We start from the raw sequence: 19,571 nt of genomic DNA on the forward strand, positions 1-19,571 counted from the left end.
TGCTGCCGTCCTCCTTTAGATTGTCTTACTCGTTTTTATCGTTTTCATGCAGCCAAGGCATCATGGCCCGCAGTTTGGCCCCTACTTTTTCCAGGGGATGTTCGGCGTGCTGCCGGCGCATCGCCAGGAAGTGGGCACGGCCGCCGGCACGGTTTTCCAGCAGCCAGTCCTTGGCAAAGGTGCCGTCCTGGATGTCTTTCAGAACCTGCTTCATGGCTGCCTTGGAATCCTGGGTCACCACTTTGGGACCTGCGGTGTAGTCACCATATTCAGCGGTATCGCTGATGGATTTGCGCATTTTGGCCATGCCGCCTTCGTACATCAGGTCCACAATCAATTTCATTTCGTGGAAGGTTTCAAAGTAGGCGATTTCCGGCTGGTAACCGGCTTCACACAGGGTTTCAAAGCCGTTGGTGATCAACTGGCAGACCCCGCCGCACAGAACGGCTTGTTCGCCGAACAGGTCGGTTTCCGTTTCTTCCTGGAAGGTGGTTTGGATTACCCCTGCCCGGGTGCCGCCGATACCTCTGGCGTAGGCCAGGGCCAGGTCAAAGCACTTGCCGGTGGCATCCTGTTCCACAGCAAATACGTCGGGTACGCCGCCGCCTTCCACAAAGGTGCGGCGAACCAGATGGCCGGGGCCTTTGGGAGCTACCATGAAGACGTCCACGTTGGCAGGGGGCTGGATTTGTTTGAAATGGATGTTGAAACCATGGGCAAAAGCCAGGGCGCTGCCGGGCTTCAGGTTGGGGCCGATTTCCGTCTTGTACACATCGGCCTGCTTTTCATCGGGGATCAGGACCATGGTAACATCGGCACTGGCTACCGCTTCGGCAACGGTCTTTACTTCCAAACCAGCTGCCTGGGCCACTTCTACGGAATGGCTGCCCTTGTACAGGCCTACCACTACGTTTACGCCGCTTTCCTTCAGGTTCAGGGCATGGGCATGACCCTGGCTGCCATAGCCGACTACCGCTACGGTTTTACCCTTTAATACATCCCAGTTAACGTCCTTGTCATAAAATACTTTTGCCATGTGAAACACTCTCCTTTTGAAATAAAATCCTTTAGTTTCCCGTTGTGGAGGCTTCAGAGGTATAAAAAAATCCGCCCCTATGCTAGGGACGGAAGATTCCGCGATACCACCCTGATTCTCCGGCCATTGCTGGCACAGAGCTCTCTGCAACGTACTAACATACGCGTTCCGGTTAACGGAGGACAGCCGTCAATGCTTAATACACTTCAGCATTGCTCTTCGGGGAGGATTTTCCTTTGGGGGTTTCTATCGGCTCGCACCAAATGCCGACTCTCTGGGAGAAACTGGGAGCAAAGTACTCTTTCCCGTCATCAGATTTCTCGTTATTTCCTTTTGGTTGAAAAGGATGTCCTAATACTACAATGACAGCAAACAACTGTCAACAGAAAAACGAGAAAAAAATTGCAATATAAGAATTTGATGTGTAAAAGTGTAACGCTTGTAGCGCTGTCCGGGTCTTAACCGGGGTGCCTGCGGAGCAGGCGGGGTTCCCTAGCAGCTATTCAGTTGTGCGTTGGCCCAGATACCACTGGACAAACTGTTTGGCAATACGGCCATTCCGGCCGGAATGTTCCATTTCCCAGCGTACTCCCAAAACCCGAAGTTCCTGGGGAGAAAGGGTGATGCCCTCCTTTTCCAGTTCGTGGGCAATGATGGCCAGGTATTCGGCCTGGGTGGGGGCGCCAAAGTGCAGGATCAGGCCAAAGCGGTCGGACAGGGAAATGGATTCGTTGTCCGCATCTTCCCGGAAGACCTCTGCCTCCAGGGCATCGCTCCGGTCGGACCAGGTTTCCTTCAGCAGGTGCCGCCGGTTGCTGGTGGCGCAGAGCATCACATTGTCCGGCTGGGGTGCGGCGCCCCCGTCGATGGCTGATTTCAGGTATTTGTATTCGGTTTCATTCTCGTCAAAGGACAGGTCGTCGAAGAAGAAAATGAAGCGGTGGCTGCGGATTTTTCCGGCGGCAGTCATGGCTCCGGAAAGGAGCTGGAGCTGGTCCCGCTTGATTTGCACCAGGCGCAGGCCCTGGGCGCTGAACAAGGGAATCAGGGCCTTTACGGAGGTGGACTTGCCGGTGCCCCGGGCTCCGGTGAGGAGTACGTTGTTGCAGCCCCGGCCGGCCATAAACTGCCGGGCATTGGCCAGGAGCTTTTCCTTCTGGTCCTGGTAGCCCAAAAGGTCCTCCCAGGCATAGTGGGGGAATTGGGCAATGCCCTGGAAGGCACCTGCTGCGTCCAGGCAGAAGGCCTCGTACTGGGCCATTTGGCCCCGGCCATAACGCTGGTACTGGCTAAGGAGAAGCTGGGCCTGCTCCCTGGGACTTGGGGCCGCCAGCAACGCTGCCCGCAGCTGGTCTTCCAGCTTGGAATTTCCCGGTTGGGCAGGCTGGTAATTGTCATAGAGCGGGTCTCTAAAAACGGCTTCCCCGGACAGGTGCAGGAAGGGCTGGAGCAGTTCCAGGTCCCGGGTCAGAGCTGCTGCCAGACCGCTGCCGGCCCGCCCCTGGGCTTCCACCGTGCGTCCGGCCAGGTTATTGCCTTCGCACAAAAGGTGGAAGAAATAGGCCTGCCACAGGTTGCCCCCAAGGCCCCAGGCTTCTGCCTGGGTAAGGACCCTTTCCCGGGCCTGGCTGAGCTGGCTTTTGCCGGGGTGTTTGGCGGCTTTGGCCAGCTTATGGATTACTGGGTCAAAAAACAAGGGACGCAATACGGATAGCTTAGAAAAAATGGTAAAATCGATCATTTGTGAGTTATTTTCCAGGTTCATGTTTTCTCCTTCAGGCTTTTGCCAAAGCGGTTTCTTTCACCGTATGGGGACCCCGGCCCAGGGAAATCTGGCCGGTGGTGGCAATTTCCAATATGGTGTAGGCTCGGAGCAGCTGGAGCAGGGCCTTGATATGGTCCTCCCGGCCGGTAAGCCGGAAAATCAGGGATTCCGGGTAGACGTCCACAATCTTGGCGTGGAACAAACCGGCAATATTGGTGAGCTCTTCCCGGATTTGGGCGGTGGGGCTGCTGACCTTGATCAGGGTCAGTTCATAGCTGACCAGGGGCTGGTCGTCCAGGTTGACCACGGCAATCACGTCAATCAGCTGGGAAAGCTGGTTGATGGCCTGGTCCAGGGCAAATCGGGTGTCCACTTCCACCATCAGGTTGATTCGGCTGATTTCCGCCAGGTCCGTGTAGCCCACATTCAGGCATTCGATATTGATGTTCCGCCGGGCCAGCAGGCCGGCCACATGGGCCAGAACCCCGGGTTTGTTGTTGACCAGAAGGGCAAGATGCTGCCATTGCATGATTATTCTCCTCCTAAAAGCATATGGTCCAGGCCTTGGCTGCCGGGAACCATGGGATAAACCAGTTCATCAGCGGGTACGGTGACCTCCAGCAGGGCGGAGCCCTCCGTGTCAAAAAGGAAGTCCAGCCCCGCCGCCAGCTCTTCCGGGGAAGCAACTTCCCGGGAAGGAATGCCCATGGCGGCCGCAATGGCCGCTGTGGAGGGCTTTTTTACCAGCTGGGTCTGGGAGTACCGGCCGCCCCGGTACACGTGCTGGAGCTGGCGTACCAGCCCCAGCTGGCCGTTTTTCAGCACCAGGGTCTTTACCGCTAGCCCATAGGTGGGCAGGGTGGTAAATTCCTGGCAGTTCATCAGGATGCTGCCGTCTCCGGTAATCAAGAGTACGGTGCTGTCCGGACAGCCTGCCTTGGCGCCCAGGGCTGCCGGCAGGCCAAACCCCATGGTGCCCAGACCGCCCGAGGTAAGAAAGTGCCGGGGGCGGTCCGTAGGAAAGAACTGGGCGGCCCACATCTGATGCTGGCCTACATCTGTTGCCACAATGGTGTCTTCCGGGGCCCTGCGGGCCGTCTCCTTCAGCAGCAGCTCCGGGGAAACCCCGTCTTTGCAGGTATGGGCGGCAAAGGGCACTTCCTGCTTCAGGGCCAGGCAGTGCTCCCGCCAGGGGGCAAACCGTTCCTTCAGGCCGGAAATCTCCCTGAGGGCTTCCTGGAAACGGGGCAGGGCATCCTGAAGGCTGGCCGGGACGCTGATCTGGGCGGGGATAATCTTATTGATTTCACTGGGGTCCACATTAAAGTGGACAATCTGGGCGGCTGGGGCAAATTCCGAGGCTTTGGCAGTGGAACGCTCGTCAAAGCGGACCCCAAAGGCCAGCAGCAGGTCGCAGCCGGTAACGGCCAGATTGGCGGCGTAGCTGCCGTGCATTCCCAGCATACCCAGGTGTTGGGGCAGGCTGTCGGGTACGGCGCCTTTGCCCATCAGGGTGGTTACTACGGGAATCCCCGTGTCCAGGGCCAGCTGGGTCAGGGTGCCGGCCGTATCCGCCAGGATGACCCCGCCCCCTGCCATGATGACGGGGCGCCGGGCCGCCGAAAGCGCTGCTGCGGCCCGGGCAAGGTCCTGGGTCCGGGCCGGGCGTCTGCTGTCGTAGCCCAGCAGCTGGACGCTCTCCGGATAGGTAAAGTCCAAGGGGGTATCAAAGATTTCGGTGACAATGTCCACCAGCACCGGGCCGGGCCGGCCGGTACGGGCCAGGAAGAAGGCTTCCTTCAGCACCCGGGGCAGGTCCTCTGCCCGGCGGACCAGGTAGTTGTACTTGGTAATGGAGGTGGTGATGCCTGCAATGTCCGCTTCCTGGAAAGCGTCCCGGCCCAGGAGGGACGTAGCCACCTGGCCGCTGATGATTACCAGGGGAATGGAGTCCATGTGGGCGGTGGCAATGCCGGTAACCATATTGCAGACCCCGGGCCCCGAGGTGGCAATGGCCACTCCCACCTGTCCCGTAGCCCGGGCGTACCCGTCGGCTGCGTGGATGGCTCCTTGTTCGTGGCCGGTAAGGATATGGGGAAAGCCGGTTTTGTACAAGGCATCATACAGGCCCAGTACGGCCCCTCCTGGGTACCCAAAAACAACGGGGACCTGTTCCTGGCGGAAACAGGCAATAATGGCTTCAGCGCCTGTCATTTTCATAAATAGCCTCCTTTTGGCCGGCGGGCCGGATTTTTGGTGCGGGGAGCAGTCCATAAAAAAAGTCCCTCAGCTTGGCTGAGGGACGGAAGAACCGCGGTACCACCCTGTTTCCCTGCGGCTGCAGGGCACTTGGGCACGTGAAGACGTGCTTCCGGTAACGGGGAAATGGCCGCCCAGACCTACTGCTGTTTCGGCCTGGAGCCTCCGGGAGGAGCTTCCTCCCAAGGGTTTCGCCGGCTTGCACCAGCCGCCGGCTCTCTGCGGAAAACCCTGGGGAGTACTATTCCCATCATAGGCATTTGCTGTTTGGTAGTGAATTGTCCCTATTCTAGCGATTTCGCGGACAAGTGTCAACGAAAAATGATGAATTTGGACAAAAACGAAAAAACAATCTTAAAACTGTAACGCCTGTTGCAGTCTGTATGAAATAAAACACCAAGAGAAGGGCGGGGGGGAAGGCACTTTTGCAAAGTCCGGGGCCCAAAGAAAATGGTATAATAGGAAAATGCAGGGAAAGCCCTGGCTACGGTTTTTCCTTGGGAAAAAGGAGATTACGTTATGAAAAAGCGGTGGAAGGATTTATCCATACGGAAGCGGCTGCTGCTGTCCAACTATTTGATGATTTTGGCCCCCATCCTGTGCTTTGCGGTACTGAGCATTGGAATTTTTTGGGCTTTTGGCATGGAGAACCTGAACCGGGCCAATGTGCTGTCCTTTATTTGGCCGGAAAGCGGGCCCACGCTGAATATCCAGTTTGAACTGACCCGGCTCCGAGTCCGGTCGGACCAGTACAATGGCCGGGATCTGGGGCATCTGCTGCTGGTTTGCGACCATTTGGAGGATCAGGGGATGCAGGTGGCCCTTTTGCAGCAGGGAAAGACCCTGTACGTAACCCCGGGCACGAGTCCTGACGCGCTGCTCCAGGAAGCCCAGCAGCGGGCCCCGGAAGGCCGGGGTGCCATTGCCTGGGGGGAGAAGGGCCTGGCCTTTCATTACACCTCGCCCAAAGGCCTGGAAGCCGTAGTGGTAGGAGCGGACCCCCTGGTGGAAAAAAGCGATTTGTTCCAGATGACCTCCAAGGAGTTGTTCAAAAGCAGCTTTGTGGGAGCCTTCCTGCTGGTGCTGCTGATGGCCGCCCTGATCGGCCTGGCGGTGTCCCGGATCATGGCCCAGCAGTTTTTGAAGCCGCTGGGACGGCTGCGCCGGACGGCAGCCCAGGTCAGCCGGGGGGATTTGGATACCCCCATTGTGGCGGACAGCCAGGATGAAATTGGGGCCGTGCTCCGGGCTTTTGAAAAGACCCGGCTGGAACTGAAAGCCAACCGGGAAAAACGGCAGCTGTACGAACAGAACCGAAAAGAAATGATGGCGGGGATTGTCCACGATCTGGCGACTCCCCTGACCAAAATCCAGGGCTATGCCTCCGGCCTTAAAGAAGGCATTGCCAATACTCCGGAAAAACAGCAGCATTACCTGGAGAAAATTCTGACCACCACGGAAAGCATGAGCCGGTTGAACCAGACCCTGCTGCTTTTGTCCAAACTGGATCTGGACCAGGTGCCCTTCCATTGGCAGACGGTGAACCTGTCGGCCTTTATGGAAGACTGTCTGGCAGAGCAGGAGGAATATTGGGAGAAACAGGGCCTTACCCTGTCCTTTGCCAGTACCCTGGCTGCGGCTCCCGTTGCCCTGGACCCGGAACAGTTCCAGCGGGTGCTTTCCAATGTGCTGGGCAACAGCGTCAAATACCGGGGCCAGGATGGCCGGGTGGAAATCCGGCTGGAACCGGGAAAGCCGGGCTATGTGCGGCTTTCTTTTGGGGATCAGGGCCAGGGCGTAACCCAGGACCAGCTGAATAAAATCTTTGACAGTTTTTACCGGACGGACCGGGCCCGGACCCATGTGGCCAGTGGCAGCGGACTGGGCCTGGCCGTTGTGAAAAAAATCGTGGAAACCATGGGAGGGACCATTTGGGCAGAAGCCAATACGCCCCAGGGCCTGAAAATCTGTATGGAATTTCCCTTAAAGGAGCAGCAGCATGGAAAAGATTCTCATCATTGAAGACGACGAAGATATTGCAGAACTGGAGCGGGATTATCTGGAAGCAGCGGGTTTTCAGGCAGAAATCCTGGGCAATGGCCAGGAAGGGGAAAAACGGGCTCTGGACCCGGAAATTGCTCTGGTGCTGCTCGACATTATGCTTCCGGGCGAAGATGGCTTCCAGGTCTGCCGGAAAATCCGGGAGCAGCGGAATATTCCCATTCTCCTGGTGTCCGCCAAGCAGGAGGACGTGGACAAGATCCGGGGGCTGGGGCTGGGTGCCGATGACTACATTGTGAAGCCCTTCAGTCCCAGTGAACTGGTGGCCCGGGTCCGGGCCCACCTGAAACGGTACCAGCAGCTTACGGGCCAGAATCAGGCGTCCAAACTGCTCATCCGGGGGGACCTGACCATCGATTGTGCCGGGCACCGGGTTTATGTTGGCGGCAAGGAAGTGGTGATGCCCAACAAGGAATTTGCCCTGTTGGAATTTCTGGCCGAGAATCCAGGGCAGGTATTCAGCAAGGAGACCCTGTTCCAGCGGATTTGGGGAGAGGACTCCCTGGGAGATACGGCTACGGTTTCCGTCCATGTGAACCGAATTCGGGAAAAAATTGAAAAATCCACGGCCAAGCCGGAATACATTGAAACGGTTTGGGGCGTAGGGTACCGGTTTAAAAAATAGACGGCAAAAAGCGCTGCAGAAAGGGAAATCACCCTTTCTGCAGCGCTTTTTTGCCGTCTTTATTCTCTTGTCCACACGGCCCACTGGCCGCGTTCGCCCAGTTTTTGCCAATCTCCGGGCACGGTTTGGAGGAAGTCTTTTTGGTGGCCTTTTTCCACCACCACCAGAATGTTGCCGGTCTCCGGCAGGTCTTCGATGGCGGCAAAGGGCATCATGTTTTTGGCGTTCCAGCTGATGCCGTCAGGTTTTTGCTGGTCAATTTTTTCCCGGGTGTTCAGGTCCGGGGCGGGAATGCCGCTGTAGTAGGTAAAGGAAACCGGGTAGCGGCCGCCGTAGATATAGACCTGGGTGTTGGGACCGTCCCAATACTTGGCCAGTTGGGCAGCATCCCAGGAGGAGGCCTGCCGGCACAGGGGAATGGCCAGGGCGTAGGACAGCACCACCAAAAGCAGCACCATGCTGGCCGCAATCCGTTTGAGCCAGCCGTCATAGCGGGGCGAGAGGTAGGCTGCCAGGCCGATGGCCAGAGGCGGCAGGTAGGGGAAGGTATAGGTAGGGTACTTGGTGGCCATGCATTCAAAGAACAGGAAGATGCCCAGGGCCCAGATTACCAGGTATCGCTGCCGGTCCTCCAAACTGGCCCACAGGGTCCGGTGTTTCAGCTTCTGCCACAGGGCCCTGCCGTGTTTCTTTAACAGGTAGGGGGCGGTGAAACTCCAAGGGAAACCGCTGATCAGGAAAATCATCAGGTAATACCACCAGGTATTGTTCCGGGGATGCTCAGAAACCGTGGCCCGGAGAATGTTGTGGACGCCGATGAAGTATTCCAGGAAGGCATTGCCATGGAGCTGAATCATGGGTACGTACCACAGGGCAGCTACCAAAAGGGAAACCAGGATGCCGGAAAACAGCTTCATGGACCGGAGGGTACGGCCGTCCCGGCAGGCCCCCAAATAGGCCAGGATAATCAGGCCGGGGAGCACCAGCCCTACGGGACCTTTGGTCAGGATGGCGATGCCAGCCAGAACGTAGGCACCGTAATACAGCAGGGGACGCTGCTCCCGCTTGGCAATGTAAAACAGCATCAGGGCCCCGTCCAGGGTTACAAACAGGGTCATATCCGTAATCACGGCTTTGGCCAGGTAGAAGTATTCCACACTGGTCATCATAATCAGGCTGCTGAGAAAGGCCACCCGTTTGCCGTACAGTTTGTTGGCAAACCAGTAGGTTTGAAAAACGCCAATCAGGCCAAAGACTCCTGAGAAAAAGCGGGCGGCAAAGGAAGTCAACCCAAAGAGCTTAAAGGCAGCAATGAGTTCCAGGTAGAACAAAATCGGTTTGTCATACCAGTACCGGCCAAAAATCCGGGGAGAAACATAGTCGCCGGAGGCCAGCATTTCTTTGGCGGTCAGCACGTAGTTGGATTCTACCGGGTCCGTAATCAGCAGCTGGCTGTTGGCTGCAAAAAACAGCAGAATACCCAGAACAAATAAAATCAGGATGTCCAAATGGCGTTTATACCAGGGTTGGGAAAGGGCTGCATCTTCCATGGGAAACCTCAATTCTGCCGCAGGGCGGCCTTGTACTTGAATGATTATCAGTATAGGCCGGGATGTTAAAGAATTCTTAAACAAAGAAAGAGGATTCCATAAAGAAAAAACGGTGGGGACGCACAGCCGGTTGCAGGAGTGAAACACTCGGGAGTATACTTACAGGGAATAGCAATTAGGGAGAAAATTGCAGGGAAAGGGGAATGGAACATGAAAAAAACAACAAAGCTGCGGCAATTATTGGCAGCGGAAGCACCCATTTTGGCGCCCTGCGCCTACAATGCCATGACGGCCCGGCTGGTGGAAATGGCGGGGTTTCCCTTGGCCGGAGCCACCGGCAATGGCATCCACGGGGACTATTTGGGGACTCCGGATAATGGGCTGATGACCATGACGGAAATGGCCGGAGTGTACCACCGGATGTGCGGGGCCGTGGAAATTCCCATTATGGCGGACGCAGAGGCCGGGTACGGCAATGCCCTGAACGTACGGCGGACGGTGCAGGAGTTTGAGCAGGCGGGACTGGCCGGGATATTTATCGAAGACCAGCAGCTGCCCACCAACTGCCCCTTTATCCAGGAACCCAAGCTGGTTTCGGTGGAGGAAATGTGCGGGAAAATCCAGGCTGCTGCAGCTGCCCGGCAGGACCCGGATTTTGTCATCTGTGCCCGGTCCGATGCTCCCTTTGGGGAAGCCGTAGAACGGGCCCAGGCCTACCTGGAAGCCGGGGCGGATATGATCAAAATCGTGCCCAAAACCCGGCAGGAGCTGGAAGAAGTGCCCAAACGGGTGCAGGCGCCCCTGCATGTGGGCTTTATTTCCCGGAAACCCATGTACGAAGGGCTGACAGCCCTGGACCTGGGGAAAATGGGCTATAAGATCATCACCTTTCCCCAGCTGCTGTACTATACAGCCATCAAGGCCCAGCTGGAAGCCCTGGGAATTTTGCGGGAAACCAGTTCCGACCAGGCACTGGCCGAGCGGATGATCGATATGGATTTTTACCTTCAGGTGGTCCAAAGCGAAAAATACCAGGCCTGGCAGAAAAAATTTATCAAGGAATAGGCCCAATAAAAAATCTCCTGCGCTTTACGCACAGGAGATTTTTTGCATCGGTCAGGCATCGGCCCAAACATCTTCCGCAATTTTTTTGATCAGCTGGAGCTTGGCCCACTGTTGTTCTTCGGTCAGCAGGTTGCCTTCTTCCGTGGAGGAGAAGCCGCATTGGGGGCTCAGGCACAGCTGCTCCAGGGGTACCAGCTTGGAAGCTTCCTGAATCCGAGCCACAATGTCCGCTTCCTTTTCCAGTTCTGGGGTCTTGGAGGTTACCAGGCCCAGGACCACCTGCTGGTTCTTGATAAAGCGCAGGGGCTGGAAGTCCCCGGAACGCTCGGAATCGTATTCCAGGAAGAAGCCATCTACCTTGCAGCCGCCGAACAGGGTTTCTGCCACAGGTTCGTAGCCGCCGGAGGAGAACCAGGTGGAGCGGAAGTTGCCCCGGCAGATGTGCATGGTAATGGTCATATCGGCAGGTTTGGCTTCCAGGGCCAGGTTGATCATAGCCACATAGTTCTTGGCCAGCTGATCCAGGTCAAAGCCCCGTTCTGCGTAGGCTTTCCGTTTGTCCGCATCGCAGAATTCCCCCCAGGAGGTATCGTCTAATTGCAGGTAGCGGCAGCCGGCAGCGTAGAAGGCCCGAATGGCCTGCTGGTAGGTAAGGGCAATGTCGTGGAACAGCTTGGCCTCGTCCTTGTACAGGTCGATGGGCTGGTAATTCTTTTCCCGGACGCAGCAGATCAGGTGTAGCATGCTGGGGGAGGGAATGGTCATTTTGGCCAGGGTATCTCCGGCGGCTTCCTTCAGAAAACGGAAATGGTCCAGGAAAGGATGGGCGCCAAAGCCCAGAGGGCCGGAAATCCGTACGGTGGCAGCCTTGGGCTGGGCCCCCTTAAAGGCTACGGACCAGTGTTCGGCCTTGACTTCGGTAACGCCTTCCAGGTCGGCCAAAAAGTCCAGGTGCCAGTAGCGGCGGCGGAATTCGCCGTCGGTAACGGCCTTTAGGCCCACCTTCTTTTCCTGGGCCACCAGGCTGCGGATCTGTTTGTCTTCTTCTGCTTTCAGGTCTGCGGCAGTAATCTTGCCGGCTGCAAAGGCTTCTCTTTTTTCTTTCAGGGCAGCGGGACGCAGAAAGCTGCCTACAATGTCATAACGAAAGGGCGGTTTATTTTTGGTAGTCATACTGTATGCCTCCTAGGGGAATGAATTCCTATTGATTCTCTCTTGTTTCCATGCCGTTAGTATAGCAGGTTTCCGGAAACAGGGGAAATACTTAAAAATATGCATTTGCCATAGCTTAAAGCTATAACGAAAAGCAAAAGAAAGAGCGCAGGCACTTGGCCTTGCGCTCTTTTTTTACAGCATGATTTCCGGTTCCGGACCTTGGCCCAGGAGTCCGTCCTGCTGCTTTTCGCTGGCGGCAGGACGGGCTTGGGGTGCCCGGATATTTTCCACAAACAGCAGCAGCCGGTTGGTGACGTTTACGTCGCTGACGCCACTGTCAAAGTCCAGACTCAGCAGGTTCATCTGGGGGTACAGGGATTTGATTTTCTTTTCAATTCCCTTGGAAATGATATGGTTGGCAATGCAGCCGAAGGGCTGGAGGCTGATCACGTTTTCAATGCCGGATTTGGCAAAGTTGACGATTTCTGCCGGCAGCAGCCAGCCTTCCCCAAATTGGGCAGCCATGTTGATGATCTGTTTCCCGTCGTTGGCCAGCTCAAAGATATCTTCAATAGGGGTGAAGTACTGGAAGTTTTTGCCGATGTCGTTGAATTTCTTGATCTGCTTGGTAACCCACATATAGATGAAATCTACCAGGATGTTGGGTACCGGGTGCCGTTCCAGGCCGAACCGTTTGTTGGTGACCCGGTTTACAAAGGCCTGCATGAAGAACGGGGTCAGCAGCGGCGGCATCACTTCAATGGAGTGGTCCATGAGCCAGGTGGTGATGTTCTTATGGGCAAAGCTGTTGAATTTCAGGTAGATTTCACCCACAATGCCTACCTGGGGCAGGCGTACTTCCGGCTTGGCCAGGGCGTTGAATTCTTCGGCAGCTGCCTGAAGCAGCTTCAGCAGGCCGCTGGAGCTGTTGGCCTCGATTTCCTTCTTGGCCAAATCCAGGTACTTGTCCCGCAGTTCCAGGGCCTTGCCCTTGACGGTTTCCCGCACTACGGAAGCGTTGAAGAACTTGGACAGGCAGTCGGAGAACAGCACGGTGGAAATGGTGATCTTGGCAATCTTCAGCCAGTTGACTTCAAAGCCCGGCTGGTCATTTTTGATATTCTTGCTGGTAGCCAGGGACAATACCGGGGTCTCGGTAAAGCCGGCAGAAATCAGGGCGTGCTTGATCAGGCCAAAGTAGTTGGAGGCCCGGCACTGGCCGCCGGTCTGGGTAATGGCAACCGCGGTGTGGGCGGGGTCGTACTTGCCGGACTGGAGGGCCCGGATAAAGTCGCCCACCACCAACGTGGCCGGATAGCAGACTTCGTTGTTGGCAAATTTCAGCCCCAGGTCCGCCGATTGGACGGTGCTTTCCGGCAGGGTTTCCACCTTGTAGCCCACCAGTTTCATCACGGACGGAATCAGGGGAGAAATAAACGGGGTAAAGAAGGGGGCCAGGATGGTGTAGTCCTTCATGGACTTTTCAAAGCGGGGGGTATCCACAAAAGGATCCGGTTCCTGCTTGGCATCCCGGTTGTAGCGGATGCTTTCCACCACGGACCGTACCCGCAGCTTCAGGGAGCCGATGTTGGAAACATCATCGATTTTCAGCAGGGTCAGGGCCTTGCCATGGCGCTGGAGGATTCCCCGGATTTCATCCTGGAGGAAGGCGTCCGGGCCGCAGCCAAAGGAGGTCATTTCCATAAAGTGGATGCTGTTGTCCTGCCGGGCCACCCAGTCCGCTGCCTTGGAAATTCGGTTGATGTAGGCCCATTGGCGCACCAGGTAGGAATCGTCAATGGTTACGCTGCTGTCATCCCGGAGCAGGTCTTCGTTGATGACGTTGATGCCCATGGCTGCAATGGACTCGCTGAGCTTGTGCTGGATCAGGGGATCCGTATGGTAAGGCCGGCCGGCCAAAAGAATGGTCAGCTGCTTGTTGTCCCGGCTCTTTTGGAGAATCTCCTGATTTTTGGCCTTGATGGCGTCGCTGTAGGCTTTTTGGGCAGCCACTGCGGCCTGGAAGGCCTTGTCCGCAGTAAACCGGTCGAAGCCAATGTAGCTGAGATATTCCCGAATCTGCTTTTTCAGGAGTTTTTCATCCTGGAAGTTGATGGGGGGAGAATCGATGGGAATCTGGGTATCGGCTACGCTTTTGATGACGTCGGAGTACCCGGAAACCACCGGGCAGTTGTAGCTGTTTAACTGGCGCTTGTCGTCCTGGTGTTCGTAGATGACGTAGGGCATGAAAATCCGGTTTACCCGTTTTTTCACCAGGTTGTTGATGTGCCCGTGGACCAGTTTGGCCGGGAAGCAGATGTTGTCCGACATGACATCGTGGATGCCGCCTTCATAGTTTTTGAAGGTGGAGGGGTCGGACAGCTGGACCTTCAGCCCGCAGCTTGTAAACAGGGCGTGCCAGAAGGGGTAGTCCTCGTAAATGTTCAGGCAGCGGGGAATGCCAATGGTGCGTTCCGCGTCTTCCTTTACCGGCCGGTCAAAGAGCAGCTTGTATTTGTATTCGTAGATGTTTTCCCCGGGTTTTACGTCTTCCCTGTTGTTGGTGAAGAATTTTTCGCATTTGTTTCCGGAGAAATAGGTGCTGCCGTTGGCAAAATTGTATTTTTTGATCAGGCAGTTGTTTTCGCAGCCGTGGCATTGGAGCTGGCTGTCGGTATAGGTGGCAATATGGAGCAGTTCGTCCAGGGTCACGGAACCTTCGGCCCGGCTTCTGGCAAACAGGGCGCAGCCGTAGGCTCCCATGATTTCAGGGATATTGCTCCGGTGCACGGTGGTATGGGTCAATAGTTCAAAGGCCCGGACCACAGCGTCGTTTTTCATGGTACCGCCCTGGAGCACGATTTCCTTCCCCAGGTCCAGGGTGTTTTGCAGCTTCAGTACCTTGTACAGGCAGTTTTTTACCACCGAGTAGGCAAGTCCCGCGGAAATATCCGGGGTGGTCAGGCCTTCCCTGAGACTCTGTTTTACCTTGGAGTTCATGAACACCGTGCAGCGGGTGCCCAGGTCGCAGGGCATTTTGGCTTCACAGGCCATTTTGGCAAAGTCGCTGACGGAATAGTTTAAGCCCTTGGCAAAGGTTTCCAGGAAGGTGCCGCAGCCGGCGGAACAGGATTCGTTCAGTTCCATCCGGTTCAGGACCCCATGGTCCACGAAAATGGCCTTCATATCCTGGCCGCCAATGTCCAGAATAAAGGAAACCTTATCGTTGATCTTCCGGGCTGCCAGATAGTGGGCAATGGTTTCAATGATGCCGGTTTTCAGGTCGAAAGCGGCTTTGATCAGGTCTTCCCCGTAGCCTGTTGAGCAGCTGCCCTTCACCAGGGGATTGGCCCCTACTTCCAGGCATTTGGCGTAGAACGCTTCCAGGCTCTTTTGCACGGCCCCCAGCGGGTTGCCGTTATTGGGAGTGTAATAGGTGAACAGAATCCGGTCCTGGGGGTCAGTGACCACCAGTTTGGTGGTGGTGGAGCCGGAGTCGATGCCCAGGTATACGTCCTGGGTATCCGCCGTTAAGGGCGTCAGCTGGATATAGGCCGCTTCCTTTTCCTTTTTCCACGCTGCGTATTCTTCCGGGGAATTAAAAATCGGCGGCAGCACATCCTCGGACCGGATGACGGTCTTGGGAGCCTGGGCAAACCGTTCTACCAGCTCATCAAAGCCGATAACTGGAGCGTCCTGGGCGCTGATGGCTGTGCCGTAGGCCGGAATCAGGTTGGCGTTTTCCGGCACAATGAAGTTCACATAGGGAATGCGCAGGCAGTCCATCAAGGCTTTGCGCAGGGCCGGCATAAAGGTCAGGGGGCCGCCGCAAAGCAGGATTTTGGGCTCAATGGTGCAGCCGTGGCTCAGGGTGGAAATGACCTGGACGGCTACAGCGTGGAAAATGGAAATGGCAATGTCTTCCCGGCTGACATTCTTGCTTAGGAGATTCTGGATGTCTGTTTTGGCAAACACACCGCAGCGAGAGGCAATGTAATGGACGTGCTGGGCCTTTTCTGCTAGGCCGTTGAGCTCTTCCACAGGAACCTTCAGCAAAACTGCCATTTGGTCCAGGAAAGCCCCTGTGCCCCCGGCACAGTTGCCGTTCATACGCAAATCGCAGCTTCCATCGGGTTTGATGTATACAATTTTTGCGTCTTCGCCGCCGATGTCGATCAGGGTGGCCACTTCGGGATATTTTTCCTTGACGAATTTGGTGGCCGCAATGACTTCCTGCTCAAAAGGAAGCTGGAATTTTTCTGCCAGGCCCATGCCGACAGAACCGGTAATTTTCAGCTTCAGGCGGGCAGCTCCGATTTGGGAGCGCAAGGATTGCAGTTCTTCCCGGAGAACGGCAGGCACATTGGCCTGGTGGCGTCTGTACCGGGTAAAAACGACTTCCTTATTTTGGTTCAGGACAACAATTTTCGCTGTCGTGGACCCGATGTCTAAACCTACATTATACGTACTCATGATGCACCTCTACTTAAAGTGTATATAATTATAGCACATTTAACTAAAAATACTAGATGGAACCCGTAGGGAAAGAGGTTATTTTTCACCCCATTTTGAGGGCTTTTGGAAAAGCTGCTGGCCCTTATTAGAAATGGCTTATAGCTAGGAAAAACGGGGATTTTCACGGTTTTTCAGGTTCCCGGGCGCGGCTCCTTGATGGGGTGCAGGAAAGCAGGTTGGAACAAGAATACGTGTACACTCCAAAAAGACAGAAGGCCGCTTTAATTGGTACGGACACATAAGGAAATCTTCAAATGTTACAAAAATGTTTACACTTATAAATGAACAATCTGGGAAAAAAGTGGAAAGCCTTTGTGGGATTTCCGGGATTTCTGCGCCAGACGGGCCAAAATATGATAAAATAAAACAATTGTGTTGAAATTGATTTTTTCTGGCAGAAGGGTGTGTGGCATGGAACAGGAAGTGCAAAAACCAGCAGGGAATAAAACAACAAAATTCCTCAAGGGAACCATGATTTTAACCATTTCCAGTATTGTGGTAAAGGTAATCGGGGCCCTGAACTGGGCCATTTTGTCCCGGGTTATGGGGGGCGAAGGAATCGGCATCTACCAGATGGGCTTCCCCATCTATCTGATGGCCATTACGGTTTCCTCCGCCGGTATTCCCGTGGCCATTTCCATTATTACCGCAGAAAAGGTGGCCCAGGATGATTATTTCGGAGCCCAGCGGGTGTTTCGGGTGTCCCTGCGGCTCCTGTTCTTTACGGGCCTGTTCTTCTCCCTGTGTTTGTGGGGCGGGGCAGGGTATCTGATTCAGTCCAAGATTATCGCCGATCCCCGGGCCTACTATTCCATCATTGCCCTGGCCCCGGCGGTATTCTTCGTCACCTTCCTGTCCAGTTTCCGGGGGTATTTCCAGGGGATGCAGATTATGATTCCTACCGCCTGTTCGGAAATTACGGAACAGACGGTGCGGGTATTTACCATGATCGCCTTTTCCTACCTGCTGCTGCCCAGAGGTCTGACCTATGCAGCGGCAGGGGCCAGTATGGGGGCTGGGGCCGGTGCTTTCTGCGGCCTGGTGGTACTGCAGATTTTCTACCTGCGGCTGAAGCATAAGCTGTTTCCCAAGGGCCTGACCGCTCCGGCCAAGCCGCCGGAATCCGCCTGGACCATCATCAAAAGACTGGTGACCCTGGCCCTGCCGGTGTCCATGTCCAGCCTGATGCTGCCGGTAGTTTCCAACCTGGATATGATGATTGTGCCCCGTCGGCTCATGGCCGGGGGCTGGACCCTGCCGGAAGCCACCACCCTGTTCGGGTATCTTACCGGGGTGGCGGTGCCCCTGGTCAATATGTCCACCATCTTGACCGCGGCCCTTTCCATCAGTCTGGTGCCTGCCATCAGCGAGTCCCGGATTTTAAATGATACCTCCGGCATCCGGGAAAAGGTCAGCACGGCCTTTTCCGTAGCTGCCGTCATTACCATTCCTTGCAGCATTGGGCTCCACGTGCTGGGAGGCCGGGTAGCTACCCTGATCTACAGCGCTCCCAACGCCGGGCCGGCCATTGAAACCATGAGCTGGGCCATTTTCCTTTTGGGCCTGCACCAGGTCAGTACGGGGATTTTGCAGGGCCTGGGCCGGACCAAGATTCCGGTGTTCAATATGATTATTGCCGCTGCGGCCAAGGTGTTCCTGAACTGGAACCTGACGGCCATTCCCTCCCTGGGGATTGTGGGTTCTTCCTGGGCTACGGTGGCGGATATTGGGATTGCTGCCCTGCTGAACCTGTTCTTCATCCAGAAGTACACGGGCTTTTCCCTGGAAGTGAAACAGCTGCTGAAAACCCTGGTGGCCGCTGTGGTCATGGGGGCCGCTGTAAAAGGCTTTCTGCTGCTGTTCCCGGGTACCCGGTTCCTGAGCATTATTGGGGCCATGGTGGTAGCCATTCCGGTGTATGCCCTGCTCCTGCTGCTGCTGAAGACCATGCCGGAAGACGAACTGGCACAGATTCCCTTTGTGGGCCGGCGGATGGTGCTGCTGGGCCGGAAACTGGGACTATTAAAACCCCAGGAAAAATAAAAAATAAATGTGTGCTGCTTCCTCAACCAAAACGGCTGGGGAAGTATTTTTTTGACTGATGAGTCTTTTGAAAAGCCCTGTATTTATGCCGCTTTACGGAAGTAAAATGTGATATTTTTGGAGCAATCCTTGCAAAGTAGGAGGATTCCTAGTACAATAGCTATCAGTATAAGGATTCTTATTTGGCAGGACAGGCAAAGCTTCCTGCCAGGCCAAAACCACAAAAACCATTTGGGGGTGTGAGCTGCTCACAGCCCCTTTCTTGTTGGCAGTCCCGGCGGCAGCGCCCTGGGACAGGTAAAGGAGTTTGAAGGTATGGAGCAAAGCAAAAGCAAAGAAAAACTGGCAAAGCTGGGCAGCTACTTTTCCGGCCTGTTGCTCAAGGGCCATTTCCTGGGCGCCGGCCTTTCTTTGGAATGGAAAGATGAAAACGGGGAAGTCCGGGAATTCCACGGGGGCACCAAGCTGATTTTCGGCTTTGCCGGGGTTTTCCTGGTCTGCCTGATGGGGCTGGCGGTCTGCGGCGGCCTTTTGGTCCGGGCCTGGGATGAACAGCTGGAGCTGGCCAACTACCGGGCGGACTACGGGGTCTACACGGAACGGATGGCTAAGCTCATGGACAACAACGAAAAACTCCAGAAGGAACTGGGCCAGGTGGTCCAGCTGGAGGACGCGGTCCGGAAGAAACTGGCCCAGGACGGGGTCAAGATTGGCGAAGAAACCGTGGACCAAAAATCCAAGGAGCTGGATAACGGCGGCCAGGGTGGTTCCACCACGGCCGACCAGCTTTCCGTGCTGGAGGTCCAGGATGAAATCAACCGGAAGCGGCTGGGCTACAAGAAGGAAAACCTCACCAATATGCTGCTGGCCCTGTCCTACTCCGGGGACGGCACCTACGGGTGGCCCCTCAGCGGCGGGGAAATCAGCTCCTTTTACGGGATGCGGGCCGATCCCTTTGGGAAAGGTAGCGACTACCATCCGGGCATCGATATTGCCGCGGACTACGGCACGCCGGTGCGGGCTTCGGCCACCGGCGTGGTCCAGGAAGCCCAGTGGAACGGCGGATACGGACGGTTTGTCAGCATTGATCACGGCAATGGCATGCTGACCTGCTACGGCCATATGAGCGCCATTGCCGTAACCCCGGGACAGCATGTGAAGCGGGGGGACGTCATCGGCTACGTGGGCAGCAGCGGCTACAGCACCGGGCCCCATCTGCACTTTGAAATGCGGCAGAACGGGAATACGGTGAACCCGTTAAACTACGCCCGGCCGGTACGCTAAGACAAAATAAAACGACTGGGGCTGTGAAATAATGAAACTTCTATCGTCGCCTGCGGCGACACTTCCTACACGCTTGCAGGAAGCATTCTATGACGCTACTGGTCAAGTAATAGACTAGGGTAGTGCCAGGCATTTACGAACTATGCTGCTTTGCTATATCCGTTTTGCACATGACTCGTATAGGCCTAAGACTGGCCCCTGCAAGCGTGTAGG

The 19,571-nt window shown here is 55.7% G+C and carries 12 protein-coding genes and 2 other annotated features; of the genes, 5 read left to right on the forward strand and 7 right to left on the reverse strand.

The window, feature by feature from the left end:
- Nucleotides 1-25: 25 nt before the first annotated feature.
- The 4 genes from ilvC to ilvB all read right to left on the reverse strand — a co-directional run bounded on the left by ilvC (nucleotide 26) and on the right by ilvB (nucleotide 5,021).
- Complete coding sequence (gene ilvC, locus LKE88_RS09645) at nucleotides 26-1,036, reverse strand: ketol-acid reductoisomerase (protein WP_105326689.1); 1,011 nt, start codon at nucleotides 1,034-1,036, stop codon at nucleotides 26-28.
- 81 nt (nucleotides 1,037-1,117) lie between these two features.
- Nucleotides 1,118-1,357, reverse strand: a binding site (T-box leader).
- A 178-nt stretch (nucleotides 1,358-1,535) separates the two neighbouring features.
- The gene (locus tag LKE88_RS09650; RefSeq protein WP_233547517.1) at nucleotides 1,536-2,801 is read right to left on the reverse strand and encodes an ATP-binding protein; all 1,266 of its coding nucleotides are present in this window, start codon (nucleotides 2,799-2,801) and stop codon (nucleotides 1,536-1,538) included.
- A gap of 10 nt (nucleotides 2,802-2,811) precedes the next feature.
- Entirely contained in the window at nucleotides 2,812-3,330 is a 519-nt protein-coding gene (ilvN, locus tag LKE88_RS09655; protein WP_105326690.1) for an acetolactate synthase small subunit, read from the reverse strand.
- A gap of 2 nt (nucleotides 3,331-3,332) precedes the next feature.
- Complete coding sequence (ilvB, locus tag LKE88_RS09660) at nucleotides 3,333-5,021, reverse strand: biosynthetic-type acetolactate synthase large subunit (RefSeq protein ID WP_105326691.1); 1,689 nt, start codon at nucleotides 5,019-5,021, stop codon at nucleotides 3,333-3,335.
- Between the two features lie 75 nt (nucleotides 5,022-5,096).
- Nucleotides 5,097-5,323, reverse strand: a binding site (T-box leader).
- Between the two features lie 256 nt (nucleotides 5,324-5,579).
- Here ilvB and LKE88_RS09665 point away from each other — a divergent pair.
- Complete coding sequence (locus LKE88_RS09665; RefSeq protein ID WP_105326692.1) at nucleotides 5,580-7,082, forward strand: sensor histidine kinase; 1,503 nt, start codon at nucleotides 5,580-5,582, stop codon at nucleotides 7,080-7,082.
- Nucleotides 7,060-7,746, forward strand: a complete 687-nt coding sequence (locus LKE88_RS09670; protein WP_105326693.1) for a response regulator transcription factor — start codon at nucleotides 7,060-7,062, stop codon at nucleotides 7,744-7,746. The genes LKE88_RS09665 and LKE88_RS09670 overlap by 23 nt, the downstream gene beginning before the upstream one ends.
- A gap of 59 nt (nucleotides 7,747-7,805) precedes the next feature.
- On the opposite strand, the gene LKE88_RS09675 is transcribed toward LKE88_RS09670, so the two are convergent.
- The gene (locus LKE88_RS09675; protein WP_105326694.1) at nucleotides 7,806-9,296 is read right to left on the reverse strand and encodes an ArnT family glycosyltransferase; all 1,491 of its coding nucleotides are present in this window, start codon (nucleotides 9,294-9,296) and stop codon (nucleotides 7,806-7,808) included.
- 210 nt (nucleotides 9,297-9,506) lie between these two features.
- Here LKE88_RS09675 and LKE88_RS09680 point away from each other — a divergent pair, with 210 nt between their 5' ends.
- Nucleotides 9,507-10,361, forward strand: a complete 855-nt coding sequence (locus LKE88_RS09680; protein ID WP_105326695.1) for an isocitrate lyase/PEP mutase family protein — start codon at nucleotides 9,507-9,509, stop codon at nucleotides 10,359-10,361.
- Nucleotides 10,362-10,412: 51 nt separating this feature from the next.
- Here the strand turns inward: LKE88_RS09680 and LKE88_RS09685 are convergent, their stop codons facing one another.
- Nucleotides 10,413-11,534 carry a 5-methyltetrahydropteroyltriglutamate--homocysteine S-methyltransferase gene (locus tag LKE88_RS09685; protein ID WP_105326696.1) on the reverse strand — a complete coding sequence of 374 codons (1,122 nt, stop codon included), beginning with the start codon at nucleotides 11,532-11,534 and terminating at the stop codon, nucleotides 10,413-10,415.
- 174 nt (nucleotides 11,535-11,708) lie between these two features.
- A complete protein-coding gene (locus LKE88_RS09690; protein WP_276803470.1) occupies nucleotides 11,709-15,989 on the reverse strand; it encodes an acyl-CoA dehydratase activase in 4,281 nt (1,426 codons plus the stop codon).
- Nucleotides 15,990-16,442: 453 nt separating this feature from the next.
- Between LKE88_RS09690 and LKE88_RS09695 the strand changes: the two genes are divergently transcribed.
- Both LKE88_RS09695 and LKE88_RS09700 read left to right on the forward strand, forming a co-directional pair.
- Nucleotides 16,443-18,074: a putative polysaccharide biosynthesis protein gene (locus tag LKE88_RS09695; RefSeq protein WP_105326698.1), complete on the forward strand. Its 1,632-nt coding sequence runs from the start codon at nucleotides 16,443-16,445 to the stop codon at nucleotides 18,072-18,074.
- Between the two features lie 315 nt (nucleotides 18,075-18,389).
- Nucleotides 18,390-19,358 (forward strand): M23 family metallopeptidase, encoded by a 969-nt coding sequence (locus LKE88_RS09700; RefSeq protein ID WP_105326699.1) that lies wholly within the window; start codon nucleotides 18,390-18,392, stop codon nucleotides 19,356-19,358.
- Nucleotides 19,359-19,571 lie beyond the last annotated feature (213 nt).

This window comes from Acidaminococcus hominis (assembly GCF_022484025.1).
Lineage (GTDB): Bacteria > Bacillota > Negativicutes > Acidaminococcales > Acidaminococcaceae > Acidaminococcus > Acidaminococcus hominis.